Annotated in this window: 23 protein-coding genes and 1 pseudogene; 19 read left to right on the top strand and 5 right to left on the bottom strand. The window is 70.2% G+C overall.

Annotated features, from left to right (window positions below; all coding sequences use genetic code 11):
* The 19 genes from DLJ47_RS18830 to DLJ47_RS18915 form a co-directional block, all read left to right on the top strand.
* A partial coding sequence (locus DLJ47_RS18830; protein ID WP_158289841.1) for an SAVED domain-containing protein occupies window positions 1-367 on the top strand: 367 nt, incomplete at its 5' end.
* A 668-nt stretch (window positions 368-1,035) separates the two neighbouring features.
* Window positions 1,036-1,698: a hypothetical protein gene (locus tag DLJ47_RS18835; protein ID WP_109901256.1), complete on the top strand. Its 663-nt coding sequence runs from the start codon at window positions 1,036-1,038 to the stop codon at window positions 1,696-1,698.
* Between the two features lie 102 nt (window positions 1,699-1,800).
* Entirely contained in the window at window positions 1,801-2,565 is a 765-nt protein-coding gene (locus DLJ47_RS18840) for a GGDEF domain-containing protein (protein WP_146228133.1), read from the top strand.
* A gap of 270 nt (window positions 2,566-2,835) precedes the next feature.
* Window positions 2,836-3,156, top strand: a complete 321-nt coding sequence (locus DLJ47_RS18845; RefSeq protein ID WP_109901258.1) for a hypothetical protein — start codon at window positions 2,836-2,838, stop codon at window positions 3,154-3,156.
* A gap of 116 nt (window positions 3,157-3,272) precedes the next feature.
* On the top strand, window positions 3,273-3,695 hold the full coding sequence (locus DLJ47_RS18850; protein WP_146228134.1) for a hypothetical protein: 423 nt from the start codon (window positions 3,273-3,275) through the stop codon (window positions 3,693-3,695).
* Between the two features lie 133 nt (window positions 3,696-3,828).
* Window positions 3,829-4,257 carry a hypothetical protein gene (locus tag DLJ47_RS18855; RefSeq protein ID WP_109901260.1) on the top strand — a complete coding sequence of 143 codons (429 nt, stop codon included), beginning with the start codon at window positions 3,829-3,831 and terminating at the stop codon, window positions 4,255-4,257.
* Between the two features lie 181 nt (window positions 4,258-4,438).
* Window positions 4,439-5,128 carry a hypothetical protein gene (locus DLJ47_RS18860; RefSeq protein WP_109901261.1) on the top strand — a complete coding sequence of 230 codons (690 nt, stop codon included), beginning with the start codon at window positions 4,439-4,441 and terminating at the stop codon, window positions 5,126-5,128.
* 171 nt (window positions 5,129-5,299) lie between these two features.
* Window positions 5,300-6,301 carry a DUF4192 domain-containing protein gene (locus DLJ47_RS18865; protein WP_158289842.1) on the top strand — a complete coding sequence of 334 codons (1,002 nt, stop codon included), beginning with the start codon at window positions 5,300-5,302 and terminating at the stop codon, window positions 6,299-6,301.
* Window positions 6,302-6,453: 152 nt separating this feature from the next.
* Window positions 6,454-7,131, top strand: a complete 678-nt coding sequence (locus tag DLJ47_RS18870) for a GGDEF domain-containing protein (RefSeq protein WP_158289843.1) — start codon at window positions 6,454-6,456, stop codon at window positions 7,129-7,131.
* Window positions 7,131-7,277, top strand: a complete 147-nt coding sequence (locus DLJ47_RS35820; RefSeq protein WP_158289844.1) for a hypothetical protein — start codon at window positions 7,131-7,133, stop codon at window positions 7,275-7,277. Before DLJ47_RS18870 ends, DLJ47_RS35820 begins: the two co-directional genes overlap by 1 nt.
* A gap of 132 nt (window positions 7,278-7,409) precedes the next feature.
* Window positions 7,410-8,540 carry an ArdC family protein gene (locus DLJ47_RS18875; RefSeq protein ID WP_109901264.1) on the top strand — a complete coding sequence of 377 codons (1,131 nt, stop codon included), beginning with the start codon at window positions 7,410-7,412 and terminating at the stop codon, window positions 8,538-8,540.
* Window positions 8,540-9,475: a DNA-processing protein DprA gene (locus DLJ47_RS18880; RefSeq protein WP_109901265.1), complete on the top strand. Its 936-nt coding sequence runs from the start codon at window positions 8,540-8,542 to the stop codon at window positions 9,473-9,475. Before DLJ47_RS18875 ends, DLJ47_RS18880 begins: the two co-directional genes overlap by 1 nt.
* 267 nt (window positions 9,476-9,742) lie before the next feature.
* Entirely contained in the window at window positions 9,743-9,976 is a 234-nt protein-coding gene (locus tag DLJ47_RS18885; protein WP_109901266.1) for a hypothetical protein, read from the top strand.
* Between the two features lie 134 nt (window positions 9,977-10,110).
* Window positions 10,111-11,460, top strand: a complete 1,350-nt coding sequence (locus tag DLJ47_RS18890; RefSeq protein WP_109901267.1) for a hypothetical protein — start codon at window positions 10,111-10,113, stop codon at window positions 11,458-11,460.
* A 418-nt stretch (window positions 11,461-11,878) separates the two neighbouring features.
* Window positions 11,879-12,487, top strand: a complete 609-nt coding sequence (locus DLJ47_RS35825) for an RNA polymerase sigma factor (RefSeq protein WP_158289845.1) — start codon at window positions 11,879-11,881, stop codon at window positions 12,485-12,487.
* Window positions 12,484-13,008: a hypothetical protein gene (locus tag DLJ47_RS18900; protein WP_109901268.1), complete on the top strand. Its 525-nt coding sequence runs from the start codon at window positions 12,484-12,486 to the stop codon at window positions 13,006-13,008. The genes DLJ47_RS35825 and DLJ47_RS18900 overlap by 4 nt, the downstream gene beginning before the upstream one ends.
* Complete coding sequence (locus DLJ47_RS18905; protein ID WP_109901269.1) at window positions 13,008-13,277, top strand: hypothetical protein; 270 nt, start codon at window positions 13,008-13,010, stop codon at window positions 13,275-13,277. The genes DLJ47_RS18900 and DLJ47_RS18905 overlap by 1 nt, the downstream gene beginning before the upstream one ends.
* 246 nt (window positions 13,278-13,523) lie before the next feature.
* On the top strand, window positions 13,524-14,630 hold the full coding sequence (locus DLJ47_RS18910) for a hypothetical protein (RefSeq protein WP_109901270.1): 1,107 nt from the start codon (window positions 13,524-13,526) through the stop codon (window positions 14,628-14,630).
* 158 nt (window positions 14,631-14,788) lie between these two features.
* Window positions 14,789-15,886, top strand: coding sequence for a M23 family metallopeptidase (locus DLJ47_RS18915; RefSeq protein ID WP_109901271.1), 1,098 nt, complete (start codon window positions 14,789-14,791; stop codon window positions 15,884-15,886).
* 22 nt (window positions 15,887-15,908) lie between these two features.
* Here the strand turns inward: DLJ47_RS18915 and DLJ47_RS18920 are convergent, their stop codons facing one another.
* The 5 genes and pseudogenes from DLJ47_RS18920 to DLJ47_RS18940 form a co-directional block, all read right to left on the bottom strand.
* Window positions 15,909-17,639 carry a GTPase domain-containing protein gene (locus DLJ47_RS18920; RefSeq protein ID WP_109901272.1) on the bottom strand — a complete coding sequence of 577 codons (1,731 nt, stop codon included), beginning with the start codon at window positions 17,637-17,639 and terminating at the stop codon, window positions 15,909-15,911.
* A complete protein-coding gene (locus DLJ47_RS18925; RefSeq protein WP_146228136.1) occupies window positions 17,636-19,723 on the bottom strand; it encodes a GTPase domain-containing protein in 2,088 nt (695 codons plus the stop codon). Before DLJ47_RS18925 ends, DLJ47_RS18920 begins: the two co-directional genes overlap by 4 nt.
* 579 nt (window positions 19,724-20,302) lie before the next feature.
* Window positions 20,303-21,040, bottom strand: a complete 738-nt coding sequence (locus tag DLJ47_RS18930; RefSeq protein ID WP_109901274.1) for a prepilin peptidase — start codon at window positions 21,038-21,040, stop codon at window positions 20,303-20,305.
* 61 nt (window positions 21,041-21,101) lie between these two features.
* Complete coding sequence (locus tag DLJ47_RS18935; RefSeq protein ID WP_109901275.1) at window positions 21,102-22,682, bottom strand: AfsR/SARP family transcriptional regulator; 1,581 nt, start codon at window positions 22,680-22,682, stop codon at window positions 21,102-21,104.
* A gap of 87 nt (window positions 22,683-22,769) precedes the next feature.
* Window positions 22,770-22,869, bottom strand: a pseudogene (locus DLJ47_RS18940) (IS982 family transposase); the annotation flags it as partial.

Raw genomic sequence — 22,869 nt, forward strand, 5'->3', positions numbered from 1 at the left:
CTTGATCACCGCCCATTGCGGATCGGTCAGAGAGGACTCGTACGCCGGTTTACAGACACAACGACACAGACACGATCTTCACCGACACGGCCAACGAAGATCACGCCGAGGTATCACAACACTTTCTGAGGGCGGCCCGAGCCAGACCGCCGTACCGAGCGCGGAATTCGCCGTCGGATGGGCGCAGGCCGCCCGCGCCCAGATCCGCAAGTCAGTCCGGCGAACACGCGCGGCGCGGCTGCACCTGTTCTTCGCCGCACCACAAGGCGCCGCGCTTATGCTCGGCCACCATTGGAACCTGATGCCACCGACGGTGGTGTACGAGCACCTCGGCAAGACGTACGCGCCGGCGATGACCATCAGGTGACCCGAACGCCGGAGATCAGGTCGCCAACTGACGAGCTCAAACTCGCCGACTAACGCGCATAGGCACAGTCATCGAGCTTCGCGACGGCAAGTTCCGGGGCGGACCCAACCCGCAGGAACCGGGCCAACCAGCCGCCGCTACGCGCACGCTGCGGTGCGCCGGACCGCGATGGCGGGCGCGAGGAAATGCGTCGAGTGCGGCGACGGGGCTCGCGAAGTCACGGTGGGTTACCCAACAGGCACTCGGTGGTCGGTGGCGTTGGCCAACAGCGCGTCGCGCCAACCCAACAGTCCTCGACCGCCAGCGCCGTCAGGCGAGCGGCCGTACCTAACAGCGCAGGTAGCAGGGGGCTCCGGCTGACCGCGCGATCGGTGGCGTGTTGGGTAACGCGGCTACGGTGAGGGCTCATTTACTGAAACCCCTTAAGCACCACCATCCGGGCCACGCCGCCCACGACCGCGGTCGCAACCGCCCACCCGCCATTCGGCCGGTCGGCCCGCCCGTAGGTGCCTCGCCCACCCCACAGCACCTCCGCGCCCTCCAGGCGCCCCGCCGCGGATCTTCCGCGCCGCTGATCGCGCCGTGGTCAAGCCCTCACCTTCCTTCCCACCGGGAAGCCGACTTCGGCATGCCCATCCCCACCTCGCACACGCCTTGAGGAGGAACTCGTGCCCAACACGTCCCTGACCATCGTGTGCCTGCCCCACGGCACCCCCACCGACCAGCTGGCCACCACCGCCGCAACCTGCCTCGCGGCCACGCCGCTGACCAGTCTCGGCAGCGCCGGTCACTTCATCGTCAACACCCGTTTCCGCCGTAGAAGCCTTCTGCAGCCCTGGAAGGACACCGCCGCCGGCGGACCCGTCCGACTCCTCAACCTCGATGTCATGCGCGCCGCCGCCCGGCGGACCTACTGGTACCGCTGGCACATCTGGAACCAGGTCGTCGACCGCACGAGGCCTGCCCAGCCCTACTGGACCTTTCTCGAACGGCACCGCGCCGACCCGGCCAAGTACCCGCTCGCCAAGGCCCAGCAGCACTACCTCGCCCAACCCCGCATCGCGAACATGCTCACCTACAACGCCCTGCCGAACAGGCTCACGGATCTGCCCACCAGCCACCTGGAGGCGTTCCAGACCGGCGCGCACGGCTACGCCCACTTCGGCTGGCTCTGCGCCGTTCCGGGCAACAGCCTGCTCTGCCTCGACGGCACCTACCTGGCGACCGCCAGCGACCAGTACGCCACCCGCATGGTCTACCTGGCCGAAGCCAACCGGCGCATCACCGCGCTCCACAACCGCGACATCCTCGTCGCGCTCTGCACCCGCTAAACCCCACAGCACCCAACCCGCACAGGCGAACCGGTCGGGCCGGTTCGCCTGCCGGCGCTTGCAGCCCATCTCTTCGGCCCATTCCCGGAAGGAGACCCCTTCGTGCACCTTGCATCATTCGTCACGGCTATGCGCTGGATCGCGATCGCCGCCACGACGCTCGTCCAATCCGTCGTTGTCTCCCTACTGGTCACCAGCCGCGGCGAACTGGCCGGCGTCATCGCTGCGCTCGGCATCGCCCTGCTGGCGTTCCTGCTCGCTGGCTACAACCACCTCGCCGTGCGCGCCACGTACCGCATCGCCGAGTTGGCGAAGGACCTCGCGGTCGCGGACATGGACCCCGTCACCGGGCTCGCGGTCCGTCGCGTCGCGGAACGGCACCTCTTCGACGCCGCCGGAACCGATGTGACCGTCGCCCTGATCGACGTCGACGGCATGCACGACATCAACAACGCCCACACCCACAGCGGCGGCGACCTGTACCTCGCCGCGGTCGCCGAACGGCTCGTCCACGCCGCCGAGCCCGGTGACCTGGTCGCGCGCCTCGGCGGCGACGAGTTCGTCGTCGTCACCCCGCGGGACCCCCACGCCCTCGCCTGGTCCCTGGCCGCCGCGGTCACGCCGCCGGTCACGATCGACGGCATCACGCGACCGATGCGCGTCAGCATCGGCATCTGCCACACCCCCGGCGGTGACCCGCATACCGCCCTCGGCCGGGCCGACCGGGCCATGTACACGGCGAAGCGGCGGGGCAGCGGAATCGAGCAATACGACCCCGTCCGCGACGGCGAGCCGCTCTCACACGGCGTGCGCCCGGCGGTCCGGCGACGCGACCGGCGCGCTCGGCACACCGCCGACAATGCCTGAGTCCACCACCGACCCGGCCGGCCGGCACCGGCGACGAAGGCATCGACACCTACGAAACCGATGGCCTCAGCTACACGGGCCTCGACGACCCCACAACGGCGTACGACGCCTGGGACATCGTCCACGACACCGACCGGCTGCCCGCCACCTGCCCAATCAGATCGGGGCCGCCGCGGGCTGCTGCACCCCTGGGGCGACGGCCCAGCCGTCACCACCGTCACCGTCCACGCCTGGGCCTGACCACGTTCTCGACCAAGGGAGTAAGCGCTGATGAGCAGAGTTATCCGCGACATTGACCGCGGTGTCCGCACGATCGACGGTATCGACCTGCACCTGACCGAACTCGTCTGGGACGACGGTGGTCGCAGCTTCGAGGTCCGCCGCACCGACACCGACGCCGACCTGACCGAGGACGGCTGCCTCGACACGTGGCCCACCGACGAGCACCTGGCCAACCTGCTGCGCGACCACGGCGGCACCTGGTCGTGCCCCGGCTGCGAAATCACCATCGATAGCCGTCAGCCCGATCTCATCGCCGACCATATCCGCGACTGCGACGCGGCCGACCGGTCCGCGGGCAGGCCCGCGTGACCGGTGAACCTGTAACCACCAGCGCACGACCGACGGCGGTGTGCCAGCGGTGCGGGACGCCCAGCGGCACGGTCCGCGGCGGCCACCAGTGGTGCGGCGCGTGTGGCATCTACCTGGTGCACGATCCCGAGCAAGGCGACTGGGTCAGCTTCGCCGAACGCGACCACCGCCGGCGTGCCGCCGACAACCAGCGGCGCATCGCCGCCAGCGCCGACCAGGTCCACCGAGCGATGTCGGCGGTTCACGGCCGGATGCCCGAAGGCTGGCACGCTGTCGCCCGTCAGCACATCAGCGGCGCCCTTCATACCCTCGACGTCGAACCGGCCCCGGCTGGCGTCGACGCGATCGCCTACCTGATCCCACCCACCAGCGGATGCCGCGGATGGCAGGTGCGAGTCCACAACCGCACCCACCGGATCGACTTCCCGCTGTACAACGACGTCGGCGCCCAAGCAGCCTTGTTCGACACCGTCTGCGACGCCCTCGACGCCGCCATCCGCGCGTTGCGCGTCGAGATCGCCAGCACCGCACATCGCTGAACGGCCGCTCACCCGCCGTCCACCATTCCGTTCACAGGCCGTCGCCCGGCCGGAACACGCGCATCCCCTGCGCAACCCGGGCACGGCCGCATCGCCGTGCCCGGATTCCCAACTATCCAGAAGGGGTTCTGGCATGACCGAGCTGTTCGCTCCCCGCGCCACCGTCGTCCCGCCCACAGACCTGCACCTCGGGCAGGCCGTGCACGTCAACGCCCGCAGCACGTGGCTACCAGCCACCGTCATATCGATCACGCACACCCGCATCGGCGTCGCCTACGGCGCCCAACTCCAGGCCAGCAGCCCCCTCGCGGACGCGGTCGCACCGTGGGTGGTCCGGCCCGCCGACGGGGTCCGTCTGCAAGCGGTGCACGAACTGCGAGTCGGCGATGACGTAGTCGCCTTCGACGCCACCACGCTCACGATCGCCGCGGTGTGGCAGGGCCGTGACCGGTGGTGGGTCGTCGACTACACCAACGGCGAGCGCGCCAGCTTGCCGGCGAACGCGATCCTGCGGCTGACCGATCCCACGCCGACGGTCAGCGTCAACGGCATCCCCCTGTGACGCCACCCCACCGCGAGCCCAGCGTCATCGCCGAGCCGTACCCGGCGCCGAGCGCCACCGAGCGCTGCCGAGTCGACGACCCGGCCAGCCCGCGAACCCCCATCCGGCGCCGTTCGGCCGAACCTCCGATCCCGCGTCCCGGCGGCCCACCGGGCCGCCCTTCCTCCCGAAAGGCAACGCCATGACCAACACCACGCAGCAGTGTGCCGTGGCTTCCGGCCGCCCCAGCGCGCAACTCGCCCTCACCGCGCACCCGCACCGGCACCCGGAGCCGCTCGCCGCGCTCGCCGTGTCGCCCGGCCAGGCGGTCACCATCCTCCACACCGACCGCCGCGAGAACGCCGTCGTCCTGGCTCAGCCCGCCGAGACGGGCGCGGTCCGTGTCCTGTTGGACGGACACGCCCGCAGCCTTCGCGCCGACATCGCCGCCGTACCGGTGACCGACCCCGCCACCGCGCTCGAGTTGGCGCAGCAGGCCGTCGCCTGGGCCTCGGCGGCCCAGTACACCGCCGCCGACCGCGCCCGCGCTCTGGCCGAGGAACTCGACGAGCAGCGGCGGCGCCACGTTCGCCAGCTCGCGGAGATCCGGTCCTACGCCATCGACCGGCACCGCGACGGCGACATCTGCCGGGACGGACTCGACAAGTTCCTCGCCCACTTCGACCTCGATCCATACGACCCGCGCCACCGGGTCGTGTTCACCATCAGCGGCAGCTTCGACGTGACCCCGGAGGACGGCCGCGACGCGGGAGACACCGAGTACGACGTCCGCGAGTACCTGCGGATCGACACCGATCAGGTTGACGGTGTCGACGACGACACCCTCACGTTCGACGTCACGGTCGACGACGTCCAGGCTCGCGGCGAATGACCGCCGGCGCCAGCAGCCCGGTACACGCAGCAACCATGGGCCGCCGCCCCAGCCTCCTCACCGCCCAGGTCGACGCGGTGGTGGCTGCACACACTCACTGCCGCTGATCCCCAACCGGCGGCTGCAAGCTGCCGGCCCCATCCCCATCACTCATTGAAGGAGGACCAACCTGTGGTCGCACCCAGAAAGCTCCGGCTCACCAGCCGCGAAGACATCGTCGTCGCGGTGCCCTACCTTCTCGGCTTCCACCCACAGGACAGCCTGGTCTGCGTCGTCCTGGACAACCAGCGGATCCGGTTCGTCGCCCGGCTCGACCTTCCGCAGCCGCCCGAGGTCCACCAGCTGTCGGCACCGGCCGCGCAGACTGCCGCGATGATCTCTCGGTACGGATCGGCGGCGATCCTCGTCGGCTACGGCCCGGCCGATCGCGTCGAACCCGCCGCCGAGGTGCTCACCGCGGCGCTGCTCGCTGCCGCCGTCGACGTGCTCGAAGTCCTTCGGGTGGACGAGGGTCACTACTGGTGCCTGTGCGGTGACCCGGACTGCGCCGACGGAGTCGCGTACGACCCGTCGGCCAGCATCGTCCCGGCGGAGGCGGTCTACCTCGGCATCGCCCCGCTGCCGGACCGCGCTGCGCTGGAACAGCTGATCACGCCGGTGACTGGACCGGAGCGCGACCGGATGCGCGCCGCGAGCGACACCGCGCTGCGCCGGCTCACCGACATGCTGTCCGGCATCTCGAGCGTAGGCGGGCAGCCATCCACGCCTGAGCACGTCGCTCGCAGCGGCATCGCGGCGGTGCGGCAGGCGTACGAGTCGGCTGCTCGCGGCGAGACCTTGTCCGACGACGACGTGGCATGGCTGGCCGCCGTGCTCATGGTGCCGCAGGTCCGCGACCATGCCTGGATCGCCTGTGACGGCAGCGACGAGCAGCGGCGGCTGTGGATCGACGTGACCCGACGGGCGACGCCGGGAACGAGCGCCGCCCCGGCCTGCCTGCTTGCCATCACCGCCTACCTCGCCGGTGACGGCGCGCTGGCGAACATCGCCGTGGACCGGTCCCTGCGCGCCGACCCGGACTACCACCTCGCGCAGCTGCTCGGCCACGCCCTGCAGGCCGGCGTGCCGCCGCACCTGTGGCACGCCGCTACCACCGGCAAGACCACCGACTAACCCACGCACGTCCGGTGCCCCGCGCGGGCGCCGCCGGCATCCCCGCGAATCCCCACGAACGGGGGTTCGCGCACCGCTTGAGGTGAGGGCAGCCGGTGGCACCCGGCTGCCCTCGACACCTCCCCACGCAGGGATTGGAGGTGTGGGCGCCAGTGTCCACCCCCGCGCAGATCACCGCAGTCCTCGTGGCGATAGCCATCACCGTCGCCATCGCCTACCACCTGTCCCGGCGCCGCACTGCCGTCTACCACCGCGCGGTAACCGCCGTCGTGCACGCCGCCCGCCGCGACGACCTGACCGGCCTGGGTAACCGCGCCGGCTTCCACGCGGCCCTGGCCGACGTCGTCGGACGGCGCCGACCAGTCGCCGTGATCCTGATCAACCTCGACGGGACCCGGGGGTTCGTGAGCCGCTTCGGCCACCGTGCGCTTGATCAGCTGCTCGTCCTGATCGCCGGCCGTCTCCGACACGTCGCGTCCGCCGCCGGCGCGTCGGCGTTCCGGCTGCGACGCGACGAGTTCGCCGTCATCCTCGACGACCGCGTCGATGCCGCTGATCACGCCGCACGCCTCGTCGCGGCCGTCGCCGAGCCGACCGAGATCCTTCTTTCCGGCCTGTCCATCACGGTCACCGCGACTGCCTGCGCCGGCGTCGCCTCCTTCTCGCCGTACGCCCACGGCGATCGGCGGCTAGCGCTCATCCGCGCCGACTGCGCGATGCGCGTGGCGAAACGGGCCGGCCGCGGCCAGACCGCCGTATTCGACCCCGCGACCATGCGCGGTCCCGACGGAACGGCAGCCTCCGACGCCGTTGGCTGCGGGGAGGCGTGATGAAGAGCCGCAGGTTGATCATCTGCCGGGTGGGGCGGCCCGCGACGACCCCAGCCGGCGGGGACGTGTACGGGCTGGTCGACGTCGAGCTGGGCTGGGCCCGCCACACCGAACTCCTGGCCGATCCCGGCACCCGTACCGGATAGCCCCAAACGCATTCCCACCAGCCTGACCGCCCTTGCCGGGCGGCGGCCTCACCTCGTGCCTACGGGCAGGCTGGGGCCGCAGGGGTCCCAACCTGTCCGCCGCCACGAGGCGGGGATAGGAGAGCCACACCGATGGCCAAGAACAACCCAAGGGCCAAGAAGCCGAAGGCCAAGAACAACCCGACGGCCGAGCGGACGAGCCGCGGCGGCGACGATCGCGCCGAACTGCTGGCGAAGATCAAAGCCGACTTCGACGACCGGCTGGCCCGGATGGCTGCCGAACCGGCGCAGTGGGTCGAGTTCATCGACCACGTGGCCACGTTCGGCGCCCGGTACAGCCTGGGCAACCAGATCCTGCTGCTGGTCCAGGCCGAGGAGCGCGGCATCGAACCCCGCTACTTCCTGCCGTACGGCCGCAAGGACGCCTCGACCGGATGGAAGGCTCACAAGCGGTACGTGCGTGCCGGGGAGAAGGCGTTCAAGATCTGGGCGCCGATCAAGCGGCGGCCGACCGAGGAACAGGCGGCCGAGTGGGAGGCGGCCGGACGCAAGGTCAAGCGGGAGCCGTCCGGTCGTCCCGCCGTGCAGGTGGTCGGCTTCGGGCTGGCCAACACCTTCGAGCTGTCGCAGACCGACGGTGAACCGTTCGAACCACCGACCGTGTTAGTCCGCCGCCGGATGCAAAAGCGCGGGAACAGCCCGCAGTTGCTTGTCGGCGACGACCCGACCGGTGTCTTCGACGACCTGGTCAAGCTCATCAAGGACGAGGGGTACACGTTCGAACTCGCGGCACCACGGACCGGCTACCTGCGCGGCGCGAACGGGGTCACGGTCCGGGGCCCGGGAGTGCAGATGGTGCAGGTCCGGGACGATGTCGACCCGGCCCAGCGGACCAAGACCACCCTGCACGAGCTGGCGCACATCCGCTGCGGGCACCTCGACACCGCCCCGGTCGGCGAGAACGTGCACCGCGGGCGGGGCGAGACCGAGGCCGAGAGCGTCGCGCACATCGTGTTGCGGGCGCTGGGCATGGACAGTGCGGCCTACAGCGATGCCTACGTGTTCGGGTGGGCAGGCGGCGACATGGACCTGGTCAAGGAATGCGCCGAAACGGTGCTGCGGGTGGCCAAGCAGATCCTGACCGACCTCACCCCGGCCGACAGCACTGATGAGTCCGATCCGACGCAGGCCGGTCCCGACGCATTTGATCCGGCCATGATCGACCTGGCTGGCGCTGGGGCTGTCGAGCAGGTGGCCGCGTGATGGATACCTACTCCGACGAGCGGATCGCGCGGGCCACGCTCGGATGGCTGTGTGAGCCGGGCGATTCCCGCCTACGGAAGCTGCTGGCCGAGCACGGCCCGGTCGAGACGTTCGACATGCTGTCGGTGCGGGGCGTGCCGTTCGTCGCCCGGTCGGAGATCCGGCATCTGCCCGTGTCACGGCTGTGGGGTGAGGCTGCCGCCGCCGTGGACGAGGCCCGGCGCGGCGAAGGGCGGGTGGTGATCCCGACCGATCCCGACTGGCCGACCGGACTGCGTGACCTGGACGGCGGGGAGCCGGTGTGTCTGTGGGCGCGCGGGCCGGCCCCGATCCCGCGGCAGGCGGCCTCGGTCACCATTGTCGGCTCGCGGGCCAGCAGCAACTACGGCAACCACGTGGCAGCCGACCTCGCCGCTCAGCTCGCGGGCAACGGCTGGACGGTGATGTCCTCCGGCGCGCTCGGGATCGACGGCGCAGTCCTGCGGGCCACGCTGGCTGTCGATGGTGACGCGGTCGCGGTCCTGCCCTGCGGTCTCGACCAGCTCCACCCCCACCAGCATCGCGGGCTGTTCGAACGCCTCGCCGGGGATGGCCTGCTGCTCAGCGTCTGGCCCCCAGGCGCCCGGCCGAACCTGCAGCGTGCGGCGGCCAACCAGATGCTGCTGGCGGCGCTCACGGCTGGCACGGTCGTGGTCGAAGCGTCGCTGCGCAGCCGGGCGATGCAGGCGGTCCGGCAGGCCATCGACCTGGGCCGCGTCGGCATGGTCGTGCCTGGTCCGGTCACATCCGCCGTGTCGGCCGGCTGCCACGAGCTGTTGCGCACCGATCCGCGAGTCCGACCGGTCGCCCATGTTGACCATGTCCTGGCCGACCTCACACCGCAGCCCGGAACCGAGCCGGACGAAGGTGGTGGTGCCGGTGACGGCGACGCCTGACATCCCGGTGCACCTGGTCGACCGGCCCCGCTCCGGCGGACTCGTCGTCCCGTGGATCACCCCGGCCACGTCAACTGGGCTGTATCTGTTCGGCAAGCTCACCGACCTGTCGCAGTACCGGTGCCTGACCCGGACCCTGTGCCAGGTCTGCGGCCATCGGCTGGGCGAGCGGGCGGTGCTGTTCGGGAGTCCGACCTGGCCTATCAGTGCACCGCCGAGCCGGCTGTTTGCCCGCCGTGCGCGGCGTACAGCAGCCGGGCCTGCCCGATGCTCGCCGGCCGGCGTTCTCGGTACCGGGCCAGCGAACACCCGGTCCTGGCCGGGATTCCGCTCAGCGCCGATCAGCTGCTGCGGCAGGCCGCACCAGCGGCGTCCTGGTACGCGGTCTGGGTCCGCGACTACGACGTGATCCGGCACCCGGCGCAGCCCACCACGCTCGCCGCGTCGTGGCGGCGGATCCCGCCACTGCGCATCCGACCCCTGCCCACCTGGGACTGGTAACGCCAGACCCAGCTACCCACCCGTTTGACCGTTCCGGGGATCGTGCCGGCCGCGTGCCGCAACCCCGGGGACGCCCCGGGGTGGGTACGCGGCCCGGCGCGGTGCCCCGGTGACCGAGGAAAGGATGCGGGGCCATGTTCGAGCCATCCGCGCAGATCGAGTCCCTTCTCACCGCCGTCACCTTGCGGCAATCTGCCGCTGAGGGAATGCGGGCGATGACGCAACGGGAGTCGGAGTTCCCGAGCCCGTGGCAGGCGAAGCTCACCGGTATTGCCCTGGACCCCTACGGTCGCGAATTCGCTGACCAGGTCTTGGACGCCTACTGGTCGGACGAGCCGCGTCAGCAGGACACGCTGAGCTCCAGCGGCATCGACCGTGAGGTCATCATCGGCAGCGGATTCCACGCAGCCGCGTACGCCGCCGTTCGCGTCCTCAGCGGCTACCCGAAGCCGCTGGCGCTGGAACGCGGCGAGCGCGTCGGTGGCACGTTCGCCATGACCGCGCGGCCGACGTTCTACCTCAACTCCCGCAACCGAGCGGGAAGCGCCGGACTGGCAGGCGACCAGGGGGCAAGCCTGAACTACCTGCCGGGCGCACCGATCCAGGCAGCGAATATGTCCATGGTCGAGTACCAGACGAACACCGACATGGCGTTCGTGATCCGCCTCGCGTTGGCGCAGTTCGCCGACGTGGCGACCAACGCGAAGGTCCTGTCGGTCGCACGTGACGGAACCGGGGTGCAGATCGAGATCGAGGGTAACGCCTCGCTTCTCGCCGGGCGGGTCATCGACGCCCGGGGCCTGGGTGACCCTGACGACCAGGACGTTGCCAACGGCACCACGATCCTCACCTTCCCGCACTTCATGCAGCGCATGGCCAGAATGTGGCCGCTGCGTGGTCTGCGACGTGTCGCGGTTGTCGGTGGCGGTGACTCCGCCAAATGCGCCGTCGAGTCGTGCCTGGGCATCGCGCCGCAACCGTTCATGGCCGCTGCCGCGCTGGACCGAGTGGACCGGATCGACTGGTACTCCGACGACCTGCCGACGACGTGCGACCAGTGGCAGGAAGACATCCGCGGCAGATATCAGGCCATCGGTCGCTACCTGCGGCCGGACGGGTTCGGCGTCCGGCGACTCAACGTGCTGGGTCGCCGGGCACGGCCCGTCGCGCTGCCCGGCGCGGCACTCATCGATGGCCGCACGTACGACCTCGTCGTCGTCTGCACCGGCAACCGAGAGACGGACATCGACGGGCTCGACCTCGGGTCCTTCGACGAGTACACCACCGCTGACAGGAAAGTCGTTGCTCGTGAGCACTACAACCTGCCCGCGTTCCGCGTCGGTCCGCACGCGAGATTGCCCTTCACTCAGCGAGAGCGGGTAGACGGTGTCGCGGACATCGCCGCCAACGCCGTCTCGATCTTCCGAACGGCGACCAAGACAGCCGCATTGGCGGCAACGCTTCGCGCCGTGACACGGGACTAACGCACTGGCGTCGTCCGGCTCGCCAACGCCGAGCTCAGCGCGGATCGGGAGACCAGCTCGCCCTCACGGCTACGCCGTCATCGGCAACTGGCACAACGATCAGCCCATACCGGTCGCGGTCGTGGTCGTCGACTGCCCAGCGTCAGCGTGACCCACCAACGCGCCTGGTGGGCCGTCGCCGTCAACGCCGATGACCTGCGCCGAGGCCGAACAGGCCCTCGCCTGAATGCGGGCCACCGCACCCAGCGGACCTAACCGGGACCTGACCAGTCGACTCGCCGAGGCCCCCAGGCACCCACCAGCTCGTCATCTCGACACCGCTTCACCTGGCCGTCGCCCGGCCCCGGCACCACCTCCGGGCACGGCCAGCAGGCCGTGCCCGGACCCCAATTTCGATCGTGAGAAATGGAGCTCCGTCATGGCAGACACCCGCCGCCCTGCGCGGCCCCGCCGCGAGACCTCACCGGCCACCCTTGACCTGCTGCGCCGCGCCCAGAGCGGCGACCGCGACGCGTTCGGCCGGCTCTACGCCCAGCACCTCGACCTGGTCACCCGGTACCTGGCCGTCCGGCTGCGTGACCGTGACCGCGACGCGATCCCCGACGTCGTGCACGACGCCTTCGCCGACGCGCTCACTGAACTGGCGTCCGCACCGCAGGACGTGACGGGCTGGTTCCGCCAGCTGGCCGCTCACGCCCGCACTCGCCAGGGCTGGGCAGCCCACCGCTGTCTGCGCGCCGCCCCCGACATCCACGACCGAGCCGCCATCGCCCCGGCCGCCGCCCCGGCGCGGCGCACGCTCACCGTCGGGCGGCGGCTAGCCGTCGTCGCCGGCATGGTCCGCCTGACCAACAACCAGCGCACCGCGATCCAGCTGCGTGACCTCGACGGCTACCCCCGCGATCTCGCCGCCGCCGTCGTGGGCCGCAGCCCGAAGGCCATCCGGGACCTGGAATGGCGAGGGCTGCGCCGGCTCAACGCCGCGTCGGCCCTCGCGGCGGCCGGAGCCACGGCGGTGGCGCGATGAGCACGAGCCGCCCCGACACGCACGTCTTCAGCGGTGACTGGTTGGAGAACACCGACCTCTCCTGCCATCACCACTACCGCAAAGGGTTCGCCGGCATCCCGGCCGGGACGTGGAACGGCTGGAAGGTCTTCACGGTGACCCCGCAGGTGATGCGCGCGATCGTCGACAGCCACCACGCCGAGATGACGGCGGCGATCACCGCGTCGGGCGCCTCCGGCACCCATCTCGACGAGGCGTGGCTCGACGCGCTACAGCACATGGCGTCGCTGTCGTGGCTGGGCAGCCTGGTCGTGGTCGACAGCCGCGTCCTGCACAGCGACCCCACGCTCGTCGAGGTCATCGCCCCGGACGAGGACGGCCGCTACCGCGTCGGCTTCGGCTGGAGGTGGGACGTCGTCGACCCTGCCGATGTCCACACCATCCACCACGCCCACCGGCACCACCCACGACGAACCGCCGAGGCGCCAACGGTGCCCGGCCGGCAGGTAACAGCCCGGCCCGACACGAGCGGAGGCGTGTGATGCTGCGCCTGCTGTACGTCTCGGTTCGGGGCCACAAGTGCCTGCACGGCGGGCCGACCCTCGACGCCGACGCGGACGTCCCTGCCGGGGTGGGAACCCCGTTCATCAGCGTGGACCAGATCGAGCGACTCGTGCTTCGGGAACTACGCGGTGTCGGCGTGTACTGGCAGGTCCAGATCGTCGACGAGGCCGGCACGGTGGTGCGCCGCGGGTTCCGCAGCGGCTACAACGGCACCGGCGAGCACTGGACGTGGCGGGACGAGTCGTGACCGCCCACACCTTCATGTCCGACGACGCCGTCATCGCCACCATCGACGCGATGCGGGCCAGCGAAGGACACCTGATCCACCATCCCCGCTTCTCGACGGACACCGGCTGCTGGTGACCGTCCCCGGCGGGACGCACACGCCCACGTGGCCCAGCGTCCCGCACCGTGGCGCTGGGCCTCTTCGCATACGCAGGAGGAAACCCATGGCCCTCACGTCCACGACGACCCCGCCGGCGGCGAACGAGCGATGAACCTCACCGCCAAGCTCGGCGACGGCCCGCACGGCTGGGCCGCCGAGCACGCCGCCTGGATCTTCTACGTCATCGCCGCCCTCGGCTCCACCATCGGCCAGATCTGGGTCGGCGTGCAGACCCCGCCCTGGCCGGACGGCCTCGATTGGTGGTGGCGAGCCGCCCTCGTTGCCCCGTTCGCCGCCGTGATCGACCTTGGCGGTGTCGTCACGGCCGCGTTCGCCGACTGGCGGCAGCGCCTCGGCGAGGCTGCCTACGGGTGGCGAGTCCTGTCCGCCGGATCGGTCACCGTCGGCGTCGCCATCAACGTCCTCGGCCACCACGATGTGCCCTACCTGGCCGCCGTCTTCGGCGGCCTCGGCGTCTTCGCCTACGCGGTGTGGCTGATGCACAGCGCCGCCCGCCGCCGCGACGCGCTGCGGGCCGCCGGGAAACTCGCCGACACCGCGCCCGTCTACGGCATCGCCCAATGGTGGCGCGAGCCGGCCGTCACCCGCCGCGCCCGCTCCCTCGCCCTCGCACACCGCCTCCCGCTGCACGACTCCCTCGACGCCGCCCGCCAGCAACTACGCAACGAAAAGCGCCGCGCCGCCCTCGCCACCCACGTCGAGTCGCTGATCCGGTCCCGGCACGACGACCCGGTCCGCGCCGACATCGCCGCCACCACCCTCGACCTCGACGCGGTCGCCGCCGCACTCACCGCCCACGCCGACGTGCCTGGCTGGGCCCGCGTCATCGGCGCCGACCTACTACCCCCGGCCCCACCGGACAGCGGAGCCGACTCGGACACGGCACGGAAACCCGCGGCGCCGCGTGCGTTGGCCGGGCCGATGCCGCCCGCCGACGTGCTGCGCCGCGTGCCGCAGGACCAGGCGTCCTACGACCGGTGGCGGCAACTGTGGGCCGAACTCAAGGCCGACCCGGATATCGAGCCGGCCGAGTTCGCGCAGCGGCACGGCATCTCCCTGCGGCAGGTCCAGTGGATCCGCCGCACCGGGAACAGCGGCCTGCTCGACTCGCCGCTGACCTTGATCGACCGGATCGCCCAGCTGGCCACCACCACCAACGGCCACGTACCGCACCATCCGGCATCCGCCTCGTAGACCCATCCACCGCCGGTGGCGGAACACACCCGTGTCCCGCCACCGGCGCACCCCTTCGAGGCCCGTGCCGGAACCGTCCGGCGTCCGCGGCAGATCGCCGCCGGCACATCACCTCGAAGGGAAGCCGCCATGTCCGCACTCACGCTCCGGCGCCGGCTATGACCAGCCGCGCCATCGCCACCGTCGGCGCTGTCGTCCTCGCCGTCGCGTTCCTGTGCGTCGCCGGCGTGGCCACCCTCACCGGCGCCGCGTCGGCCTGCTCGGTCATCACCACCCCGAGCGGCACCACCGGCCGATACGACGCCGAGCAACTGCACCACGCCCAGATCATCGTCACCGTCGGCGTACAGGACGGCATCCCCGTCCGCGGACAGATCATCGCCGTCGCCACCGCGCTGCAGGAATCCGGGCTGCGCAACCTCGGCCACCTCGGCGAGAACAACGACCACGACTCGCTCGGCCTGTTCCAGCAACGGCCCAGCCAGGGCTGGGGCACCCCCGCGCAGATCATGAACCCCGAGTACGCGGCGGGAGCGTTTTACCGCAAGCTCGTCACCATCCCGGGCTGGCAGACCATGCCGCTGACCGTTGCCGCGCAAGCCGTGCAGCGCTCCGCCTACCCTGACGCCTACGCCAAGTGGGAGGGCGACGCGAACGTCCTCGTCGGGCTCGCCTCCGGCCAACCCGGCGGCGGTACGGCCGGCCCAGGTGAGCAGTGCATCAGCGTCGGCGGCTGGATGAAACCGGTCCAGGGACCCCTGGTGTCCGGCTTCCGTACCACAGAGCGGCCCGGCCACGACGGCGTCGACATCGCCGCACCCAAGGGCACCACGATCCACGCCGCCGCGTCCGGCCTGGTCATCCGCGTGGTCTGCAACGCCCACCTGATCAACGGAGACCCCTACTCCTGCGACGTGGACGGCGACCCGGTCACCGTCCGCGGCTGCGGCTGGTACATCGAACTCCTGCACCCCGACTCGAGCGTCACCCGCTACTGCCACATGGTCCGCCGCCCGTCCATCGACGTGGGCCAGCAAGTCGCCGTTGGTCAGATCATCGGCCAAGTCGGCAGCAGCGGCCACTCATCCGGACCACACCTGCACCTGGAAACCCACACTGGCCAGCCCGCGACCGAGTCCAACGCTGTTGACCCCGTCGGGTTCTTCGCCGTGCGCGGCATCGATCTGAGCCAGCCGGCTGGCGCGGTGTCCGGGGTATACGTCGGTCGAGGATCTCGGCCGTCCGCTCGGGAATAGTGATCAGGCTCCGCTTCCACTCTCACGCCTGCAGCGCGGGCACTCCGAGTTGATCGAGCATTGACTGGGCTTCGACCTGAATGGCGCTGATTTCGCGGTCCAGGTCGGTACGGAAGGCCCTGGCGTCGTGGACTGACCGGTTCACCTCGTCGATCGCGCGGAGCGCCTTGCCGAACTCGGCGTCGAGTTCACCGCGTACCTGGATGAGCGTCTTGCTCGAGATGTCATCGCACTGCGCAAGGACGCGGCCGACCAGGGCGTTCCGGCGGCGCATCTTTTCCTTCGCAGCCCGCACCTCCTGACGCTCCTCGTTGACGACCGCGTACGCCTCAAGAGCAACAGGGAGCACAGCGCCGCCGATCTTGGCGACTTTTCCGATGTTGTTCGCCCACCGCGCGGCCTGGTACGGCTTGAACTTGACGTCGGCGAGCTTTCCGAGCTTGTAGACGATTTTGTGCCCCACGCTGCCTGCCGAGTTCTTGATGCCGTCACCTGCACCCCAGACTTTCTGGAAGTCCTTCAAATGCTCGATCGACTTCGCACCCCAGGCCGGGACGCGTGGTTGCTTCTGACCTGGCTGCCGTACCAGGCCCGGGTCTACCGGGATGTTCCGCGTCTCGATGTCTCCTTCGACGTCAAGGGCGAGCAACTGGCGGGCGTACGGCGACGCCTCGATCTCCCGCACCTCAGAGGTGAAGTCGGCAAGCTGAGAGTCCAGGACGGCGCGCACCCCGTCCACGAACCTTTGGTTCGCCGAGCTCAGCTCGTCGTTCAAAGTCGCGGTAGCGGCGTCGACCCTGGACCAGTCGGGGGTCGGTGACTCGTCGATCGACTCCACGGTGTCGGCGAGGTGCTCGGCTGCCCGGATACACGCTGTGCGGAACTCGGTCTCCTGCCGATCGAGGGCCGAGTCCAAGAGCCCACGGCGCGTGGTGAGCGCGGTGCGCTGGCGTGCGAGGACGGTCAGGACCGCTTCCTCGTCGGGGTTATCCGTGAGGGCGGCGAGTGCCTCGCCCGCGACGAGGGCGACCTGCTGGAGCGGCACACGGAAGCGGGCCAAGTCACCGCGGGCCCGCGCGATCCGGTTGATCGTGTCCCTGACCTCGTCCATCCTCGACGCCGCGATGCGGCGTGCGGCCCGCGAGGGGTCCACCTCTTGCAGCCCGTCCAGGTAGGTCTTGGCGTCGCACTGGACCCACGGCACATGGTCGGCGAAGCTGCCGAGGGCGTCACGGACCGCGGCCTCCCGCACTCCTTCGGCCGCGAGAAGGCTACGGCACTTGGTGATCACCACAAGCAACTGCGGCGCCTTTCGCAGGTCCTCGGTGACGTGCCGCAGGTGTTCGACCAAGCGGTCGTCGAACAAGTCAACGGTGACGGTGAACAGCACAAGATCTGCGGAGCGCAGCGCCTCCTCGGCGCGTTCGTCGTGCTCCCGCCGGCCGGCCTGCACGCCTGGGGTGTCGACCAGGTCGACCAGGCCGTCCCAGTCGAAGACCTCGACCTTGTCCGTCGTGACCGCCGAGTCGATCGGAACCTGATACTTGCCGTCCGTGAGTGCCTCGATCAAGGTCGACTTGCCGCTGCTGTACTGCCCGGTGAGGACCATCTGGGGGCGTTCGTGTTCGTCCACTGTCAGCATCCGCTGGAGTCTCGACGCCTCATCGGGTCGAAGGTTCCGGATCAGCCTGATGAGCCGCTCCGAGAGGTCGCGCGCCACGGCGGGGGCAGAGTGGTACAGGAGGTCGTTCATGCTTGCACGCTCCTCGGTGCGTTTGGTCCGACGATTTCCACCGAGGTGCCCAGGTGGTCAGACAGGGTTGCGGACCAGGCCTGCAGTACCTGGTTCGGCGCTGGAGCATTGGTGATGACGATGGTGCCGTCGGGGCGACAGCGGATGGAGGCCGGTACCTCTTCCGTCAGGCCGAGGACGTATGACGCCGCGGCCGCGCCCGGCAGGTCAGGTGACGGTGTGCGCCCGAAGGCCAGGATCTCGGGCGAGGACGGCGGGAACAGCGACGCCTCCGCCAGGGCTTCATCAGGCACCTCGATCGCGATGCAGACCCCGGGAAGCCGGGTCACCTTCCCAACGGACGCAGCTAGCCGAGGTCGGCCGGCTGCGCGCAGCAGGCAGCGGACGGTCTCCTGGTCGAGGGTGGAGACCGCGGAGTCAACCACCTGCTGCTGACAAGCCAGAAGGTCGGCCACGGCCAACGCGGCGGCCTCGGCCTTTGCACGTCGCGCGTGGGAAGTGGTGAGTGCCTCCCGAACCCCCGCGATGGTCGCCGACACCTCGGCCAGCGCCTGGTCCTCCAGCTCATTGAGGATTTTGCTGATCTCGGTTCGCAGCAGGTCGCGGTTCCTCTCCAAGATTTTCGCTTTGCTCGTGAAGAGTGACTGGACCTTCTTGCGCAGTGGAGTGACGAGTAGCGAACCGAGGCCCATGACGACGGCGCCGACGACGGTGCCGGCTGGACCTGCCAGAGAACCCACGTACGCGCCAAGCGCCATGGAGGCAAGCGCCCCGCCTGCCCCAACCGCAACCCCGGCTGCTTTCCCCTTCCACAGCCCTCTGAAGTCGCGCATCCCGGTGACTTTCAGGTGTGGGCGGACAGCCGTCGTCCATTCGCGCTCAGCGGCGGCAGCCGCTTCCTCGATTGCCCCGGCGAGGTCGGTGAGCCGTGCTTTCAGCGCCTCGCCGAGCTCGGCGACGAGAGCGGCCTGTTCCGTGTCCCATTGCTCGACGACCTGCGGGCCGAAGTCCGTGACGTTCTGGTGCCACTCCTGCCGGCGGCGGACGAGGCGGACAACGTCGTCCTCCATCCTCTGCATGCAGGCATCGACCAGGCGTGCCGTCCGTCGTTCCTGGTCTACGCGCATCCCGCGGCCGACATTGACCATCTCTCGGGTTTCCTGCTCCACAGCGGCGAGGGCTTCGCTCAACGCCTGTGCCTGCGAGCGAACCTCGTCGGCCTCGCGCAGTACCCGCCGGGCGGTGCGGCGTTTGCTGCTTTCCTGTTCCAGGACGGCGAGCAGGGCGCTGAGGCGGCTCGCTTCCCTGAGGTCGGCACCGTGGTCGCCGTCCGCCCGCGCCTGGCGGGCGGCCTCGGCGTGGAGCATCACCTCGGCGACGGGGCGTACGGCGGCAGCGGACAGATGGGAACGGATTGTCTTGAAGTGACCCTCGTGCTGGGCGAACACTGAATCCTGGTCCTCCAGGAAGTCCTCGCGGTCCAGCTCGTCCACGAGTGGTGCACGGCAGTTCAATGCCACAACGACGGGCTTGCCGCGCAATGCCACCGCATGTAACGCCTGTGCGGTCTCCTTCTGGAAGGAGTCGTTGCTCGCAACCCACAGCACGAGGTCGGCACCGGGAACCTCAGCCATCGCTAGGGCGACGTCGTCCGCGCCGTCCTTGGCACCCACTCCGGGAGTGTCGACGATCTCAACGTCGTGCAGGTCCATCGCAGGGGCCGCGAAGACGTCGCGCGAGTACCGCTGCCTGCCGTCCCCAATCCGGTCCGCAGAGCCGCCGGTGAGCGCCGCGAGGAGGGTGCTCTTGCCGGCCATCGTCCGCCCCATCAGCACGATTCTCATCGGTGCGCCAGTCGGCGGTGCGTCGGTGACGTCCGCCGACGTAAGGAAGTCGAGAAACTGCCTGGTCATCTCCTCTGCGGCGGCGGCGTCCCGCGACAGGCGGTGAACCTCTGTCAGGGTCGCTCGGCAGGCAGCGACTGCCTTCGCATGCGCGGGCGAGGGGTCGTCGCACGCCGGTTCGGGACCGAACAACTGGTCCCGAGCGGCAGGACTCCAGTCGTGCCTGTTTTTGCTCGCCAATCGCACTCCTTGAAGCGCACCTTGCCCCTCACCGGGGTCGTGCCAGCGTCATGTTAGGGCTTGGCGGGATCAAGCCGGAACTTGAGTATGTCGACCCCAACGGCGTTGGACCCTGGCGGAGCGTTGTTCGCAGCCCTGGCGTGTGCAGACGTATCGGTCAGGTCACCGGTCGGCTTGAGCGGGCGATCGAGAAGCTGGACGGCTCAGGTGAACACGAGCGCCCTTCGGCCGCGATCGGCGTTACGTGGTCGCACGCGCCGTGCGAAGGAGCCCGGCCTCTGGATTGAGGCAGAGGTCGACGAAGTTAGCCGAGTCCATACCGAGCACGGGCGCGAGCCAGGAGCTCGTCGGAGTCGACCTTGGTGGCGGCGTCTGTCGATCGCCGGCTGTCCGCTTGGCTTCCCGCCATGAACGGGCTGCCGGGGCCGGACCGCGGGCACCGCGTATCAGCGACGCGCTCGCACGGCGCGACAGTCCTATCTTTGTGTCAAACGAAGCTACTGTCCGTCGCAGACTGACTCCAGGAGGTTAGTCAGCCTGTGCCTCGTATGGCGTGGCTGCTCTCTGCAGAGGATCTGGCTAGGTGAGCGTGACCAGGGCAATCACCACTCCGGCCAGCATCGAGGGTCCGTGCGCGATGTCGTCGCCTGGTTTCCGACGCCCGGCGGCTCGCAGCGTCGAGCCGATCACAGCGGTGATCAGCACGCTCACGAGTCCTCCGATCAGGACTGCTGTCCAGCTGTGCGCGCCGAGCAGAAGGCCGGTGGTGAGTCCGAGTTTCACATCGCCCAAGCCGCCGTTGGCGATGAGGGTCAGCAGGAGGTAGCAGCCGCCGGTGATTCCCGCAGCTGCTGCGGCGCGCAGCCCTTGGCTCCAGCCTCCGCCGGTCAGCATCTGCAGCAGGACGACGACCGCGGCTGTGGCGAAGGACACCGTGGTGAACGGGTCGGGGAGACGCCGAGCGGCGAGGTCGACGAACGCGAGTGTGACGCCTGCTGCGGCGAGGCAGACCAGGACGGGCGTCGCGGCCGGCGTGGTGGTGGTGTGTACGAGCGTGCCGGCTGCGGCGGCGAGAACGGCTTCGACGGTTCCGGGCGGCGGCCCGATCCGCGACGTGCAGGTGCGGCATCGGCCGTTCGGCGGTAACCATCCGAGCAGCCCCATCCTTTCGGGTGGGATGACTGCGGTCCGGCAGTTGGGGCAGGCCGATTGTGGTGGGTGGCCGTACGGGACGCTGAAGGCCAGGATCCATGTCCGGACGGTGCCGGCAAGTGCGACGGCGGCTGCCGCGGCGACGATGGCCCACCCGGTGCTCATGCCCGTCTCAGGTGGGCGCGGGCTCGCGAGCCGGGCAGCAGTTGCGTCGGGTATGGGTCGTTCATGGGTTCGCCAGATCGCGGAGCAGGCTGGTGGCGAGTTCCTCGGTGTCCGGGGCGATGTCGATGCCGGCGTCGTCGAGTTCGCGGTGCAGCGCGGTGAGGCGTTCCCGTACGCCGGCGGCGTCGCCGAGCCGCGCGGCGGTACGCATCGCCCGGCGGGCTAGTTCGTCGGAGAGCGGGTCGAGCGCGCGGGCGGTGTCGTAGAGGGCGAGCGCGGCGGCCGGGTCGCTGTCGGCCTGCAGGCCCGCGGCCTGGGCATAGATCTTCACGAGGCGGCGTCGAGCGTGCTCGCGGTCGGTGTCGATCCACTCGTAGCCGCTGCCGTCGGCCAGCCCGCCGCTGGCGGCGGCGATCGCGGTACGCAGGTGGGCGAGACGGGTGTCGTCGTCGGCCGCGGTGGCGACTCGGGCGTAGGCGTCTTGGGCTGTCCACCAGTCGACCTGCAGCAGGTTCGAGTTGAGGTGGTAGTGGCCACCAGTATTGACCACTGGTTCGATCTTGGGTGCGTCGTCGCTGGGTTCGGTGCCGGTTTGGGCGACCGAGCGGATGGTGGTGCGGAGGTTGGCCACGCAGGTGGAGAGGCGGTCCGCGGCGCGGGAGACGGTCACGTCCGGCCAGATCGCCTCCATGATGTCGTCGAGGCTGGCGCCGCCGCGGTGGACGACCAGGTACACGAACAGTTCCAGGCTCTTGGCGCGCAGGCCGCGTACGGGCTTGCCGTCGGTGCCGAGGATCGCGGGTACGCCGAGCACGCGGGCGTGAACCCGCCTACCGGCGCCGCCCTGCGTCGGCTCTGCTGCGTCGTTCGGGGCCGTACCTGACTCGGTTTGCGGGTCGGCGGGCTGGGGGGCGGTGCCGAGGCGTTCGGTCTCGGCCGATGCGCCGTCGTCGGAGACTGGCGTGGCGGTCACCCGTTGCGTTCGGGCGGGTGCGGGCACGGGCCGGCCGGTAGGGGGTTCGGCATCGCCGTGCGCTTCGGCGAGCATGGTCATGATGTCGGTGGTCGTGGCGGTGTCGAGCACGGCGACGCGTTCGCCGTCGCCGCCCTCGGTGGTGCCGTCGGAGGCGACGGTGAGTGTGGTGCCCTCGAGCCAGGCACCGATCAGGACGGTGCCGATGTCGACGTTCTTGCCGAGTCGGATCGCGGTGGCCAGCCGGGTGTGCCAGCTCTCGTCGGGGACGTCGGCGATGAGCAGCAGTTGCGGCAGCGGTTCGCCGAACGTGCACTCCTCGCGTACTGCGAAGACGGTGGCGGCCTCTTGGTCGGCGATGATCCGGCTGCGGCGGATGATCTCCTCTTCAAGCAGGGTGAGCGCCGCGGCGAAGGTCGGGGCGACGGTGAGGCGTTGCATCGGGTCGAGGTCGACCGCGGCCACGCCGAGCAGGGTGGCCAGGGTCGAGGCCGGGATGATGACGCGGCCTTGCGCGTCCGGGTCGTCGGCGCTTCCGGAGGTGAGGGTGGCCACGAGCAGGGCGCGGGCGGCGTCCAGAGCGGCGGGGCCGTCCAGGCCGAGCCCGGTGGTGACCGGGAGTGCGCCGACGCCGGCCAGGTCGGTGCCGCTGGGGCCGCTAGGCGGCAATGGCGGCTTGACCTCCGCCGCGATGTACTCGCGGACGGTTGGACCGCGGTCGGGGCTGCGGTCTAGACGAGTAGTTCCGAATCCCGGTCAGTGGTCGTAGGCGATCAGTGACCGGGTGACGGGTGCGCCGGTCTTGTTGTTGTGCCAGATGGCGGCAGCCATGGCCAGGAGACGCTGGGCCACCCGC

Source organism: Micromonospora sp. S4605, assembly GCF_003176715.1.
GTDB classification, from domain to species: domain Bacteria; phylum Actinomycetota; class Actinomycetes; order Mycobacteriales; family Micromonosporaceae; genus Micromonospora; species Micromonospora echinaurantiaca.

What these genes read in the sequence shown, in the direction of transcription:
- DLJ47_RS18845 (WP_109901258.1), top strand. Translation starts at nt 2,836, where the DNA reads ATGAGCAGAGTTATCCGCGACATTGACCGCGGTGTCCGCACGATCGAC.
- DLJ47_RS18855 (WP_109901260.1), top strand. Translation starts at nt 3,829, where the DNA reads ATGACCGAGCTGTTCGCTCCCCGCGCCACCGTCGTCCCGCCCACAGAC.
- DLJ47_RS18860 (WP_109901261.1), top strand. Translation starts at nt 4,439, where the DNA reads ATGACCAACACCACGCAGCAGTGTGCCGTGGCTTCCGGCCGCCCCAGC.
- DLJ47_RS35820 (WP_158289844.1), top strand. Translation starts at nt 7,131, where the DNA reads ATGAAGAGCCGCAGGTTGATCATCTGCCGGGTGGGGCGGCCCGCGACG.
- DLJ47_RS18875 (WP_109901264.1), top strand. Translation starts at nt 7,410, where the DNA reads ATGGCCAAGAACAACCCAAGGGCCAAGAAGCCGAAGGCCAAGAACAAC.
- DLJ47_RS18880 (WP_109901265.1), top strand. Translation starts at nt 8,540, where the DNA reads ATGGATACCTACTCCGACGAGCGGATCGCGCGGGCCACGCTCGGATGG.
- DLJ47_RS18885 (WP_109901266.1), top strand. Translation starts at nt 9,743, where the DNA reads ATGCTCGCCGGCCGGCGTTCTCGGTACCGGGCCAGCGAACACCCGGTC.
- DLJ47_RS18890 (WP_109901267.1), top strand. Translation starts at nt 10,111, where the DNA reads ATGTTCGAGCCATCCGCGCAGATCGAGTCCCTTCTCACCGCCGTCACC.
- DLJ47_RS35825 (WP_158289845.1), top strand. Translation starts at nt 11,879, where the DNA reads ATGGCAGACACCCGCCGCCCTGCGCGGCCCCGCCGCGAGACCTCACCG.
- DLJ47_RS18900 (WP_109901268.1), top strand. Translation starts at nt 12,484, where the DNA reads ATGAGCACGAGCCGCCCCGACACGCACGTCTTCAGCGGTGACTGGTTG.
- DLJ47_RS18905 (WP_109901269.1), top strand. Translation starts at nt 13,008, where the DNA reads ATGCTGCGCCTGCTGTACGTCTCGGTTCGGGGCCACAAGTGCCTGCAC.
- DLJ47_RS18910 (WP_109901270.1), top strand. Translation starts at nt 13,524, where the DNA reads ATGAACCTCACCGCCAAGCTCGGCGACGGCCCGCACGGCTGGGCCGCC.
- DLJ47_RS18915 (WP_109901271.1), top strand. Translation starts at nt 14,789, where the DNA reads ATGACCAGCCGCGCCATCGCCACCGTCGGCGCTGTCGTCCTCGCCGTC.
- DLJ47_RS18920 (WP_109901272.1), bottom strand. Translation starts at nt 17,639, where the DNA reads ATGAACGACCTCCTGTACCACTCTGCCCCCGCCGTGGCGCGCGACCTC.
- DLJ47_RS18930 (WP_109901274.1), bottom strand. Translation starts at nt 21,040, where the DNA reads ATGAGCACCGGGTGGGCCATCGTCGCCGCGGCAGCCGCCGTCGCACTT.